Origin of the sequence: Kitasatospora sp. NPDC007106, assembly GCF_040634455.1 — a bacterium.
In the GTDB taxonomy this organism is placed as follows: Bacteria; Actinomycetota; Actinomycetes; order Streptomycetales; family Streptomycetaceae; genus Kitasatospora; species Kitasatospora arboriphila.
The window spans coordinates 1-2,024 of sequence record NZ_JBEYFP010000992.1 but is presented as its reverse complement, the minus strand read 5'-3'; the positions used below and the strand labels follow the sequence as shown (position 1 = coordinate 2,024).

Here is a 2,024-nt window from a genome sequence, read left to right as displayed (position 1 = left end):
GGCGGCGGCCCTGGCCCTGCCGATGCTGGTCACCGCCGCCGCCCCGGCCGCCGCCGCCGGTCCCACCGCCGTCGTCTCGATGGGCGACAGCTACGTCTCCGGCGAGGCCGGGCGCTGGGACGGCAACAGCGACACCGCGAGCGGCGGCCGCGACGGCACCGACCGCGCCTGGACGGGCAGCGGCTACGACCCGGCCCGGGTGTACGGCAGCACCTACACCTCCGGCTGCGACCGCTCCGACTCCGCCGAGGTCCGTTCCGCCTCCGGCGTCGCCCAGACCCAGATCAACCTCGCCTGCTCCGGCGCCACCTCCGCCAACGTGTTCCGCGCCGCGAACGGCGGGCAGTCCTTCAAGGGCGAGGCCCCGCAGGCCGACCAGCTGGCCGCCGTCGCCGCGCAGAACACCGTCAAGCTGATCACCCTCTCCGTCGGCGGCAACGACCTGGGCTTCGGCGACGTGATCTCCACCTGCGTCCAGGACTACGAGATCTGGTGGTCCTACTGCCACGACGACCAGCAGGCCGCCGTGGACGCGAAGATGGACGCCGCGATGGCCGGGGTCGGCAAGGCCGTGGACGAGGTCCGCGCGGTGATGTCCGCCGCCGGCTACACGTCCTCCTCGTACCGGCTGGTGCTGCAGTCCTACCCGTCGCCGATCCCGCGCAGCAGCGAGAACCGCTACCCGGAGAGCGGCTGGAGCCGCACCAACACCGGCGGCTGCCCGTTCTGGAACCTCGACGCCGACTGGGCCCGGGACTCGCTCGTCCCGCAGATCTCCGACCGGCTGGCCGCCGTCGCCGCCGCCAAGGGCGTGCAGTTCCTCGACCTGCGGGACCTCCTGCAGGGCCGCGAGGTCTGCTCGACCGCGACCCGGCTGGCGACTCCCGGCACCCCGCCGTCGGCGACCACCAGCGAGTGGGCCCGCTTCCTCGACATGGGCACCACCACCCAGGGCGCCCTGCAGGAGTCCTTCCACCCGAACCACTACGCGCAGCTGGCCCTCGGCCGCTGCCTGACCCTGCTGAACGCGCAGCCGACCGGAAACTGGTCCTGCCGCAACACGCCCGGGCGGGACGCCGCCGGGACGTACCTGACGGCCCGCTAGCGGGCTCAGCGCACGGCGCCGCGCATCAGCTTGCCCTCCGTGGACAGCAGCCCGGAGCGGTAGTCGAAGCGCGGCGCCGCCGCGAACATCAGGTACAGGTACTTGGGGTTCTCCGCGAACCAGTAGCCCGGCGTCAGGTCGCCGCGCCGCAGCGGGGCGGCGGTGACGTCCTCCGCCACGGTGTAGCCGCCCGGCACCCGCAGGTGCTCCCGCAGCCCGGCGAAGTAGCCGTAGGCGGTCTCCTTGTACTGCCGGTCGCCGGTGAGCATCCACAGGTCGAAGGAGGAGTTGACGTACTCCGGCCGCAGGTCGTTGCGGGCCGAGCGGACGGTGGCGTCGCCGTAGTCGATGGCCTCCGGCACCACCGGGTTGTTGTCCAGGATCATCGTCCAGGTGTTGTAGTAGTCCACCGCCGCGTCCATGTCCCCGCCCTTGCCGAGCAGGCCCGGGTAGAAGGAGCCGAGCTCGGAGGCGCCGCGGCCGGTGGTCCGCCCGGTCGCGTAGTCGACCTGCTTGTACCAGGCGTAGCCGCCCCGGTGCTCCAGCTGGTAGCGGAGCACGGAGCCGGTCAGCAGCCGGTACCAGTCGCCGAGTTCGCCGTCGCCGAAGAGCTCGGCACCGGCCCACAGGTACTCGTAGTAGGAGTCGACCGGCGGGTTGGGGGCGCAGGAGGTGGTGTCCGTCCAGCGGCCGGTCTCGATGTTCAGCGAGGTGCCGAGCAGGCCGAGGGCCGAACGCCGGTCGAAGACCGCCCGCATGGCGCGCTTCGCCGCGTCCCAGTACTTCTGCCTGCCCGTCAGCTGCGAGAGCATGCCGAACTCGAGTCGGCGCACCACGTGCGATTCGGCCCAACGGCCGCGTACCGGAACCTGTCGGACGCCCCGACCGGCCGCGGACCGTCAGGGCGCGGTGGGCATCA

2 protein-coding genes are annotated in these 2,024 nt (G+C 72.6%); one reads left to right on the top strand and one right to left on the bottom strand.

The window, feature by feature from the left end:
* Positions 1–22: 22 nt before the first annotated feature.
* Complete coding sequence (locus tag ABZ641_RS34905) at positions 23–1,105, top strand: GDSL-type esterase/lipase family protein (RefSeq protein ID WP_359988397.1); 1,083 nt, start codon at positions 23–25, stop codon at positions 1,103–1,105.
* A 5-nt stretch (positions 1,106–1,110) separates the two neighbouring features.
* On the opposite strand, the gene ABZ641_RS34900 is transcribed toward ABZ641_RS34905, so the two are convergent.
* Complete coding sequence (locus tag ABZ641_RS34900; protein ID WP_359988395.1) at positions 1,111–1,941, bottom strand: glycoside hydrolase family 47 protein; 831 nt, start codon at positions 1,939–1,941, stop codon at positions 1,111–1,113.
* Between the last annotated feature and the right edge of the window lie 83 nt (positions 1,942–2,024).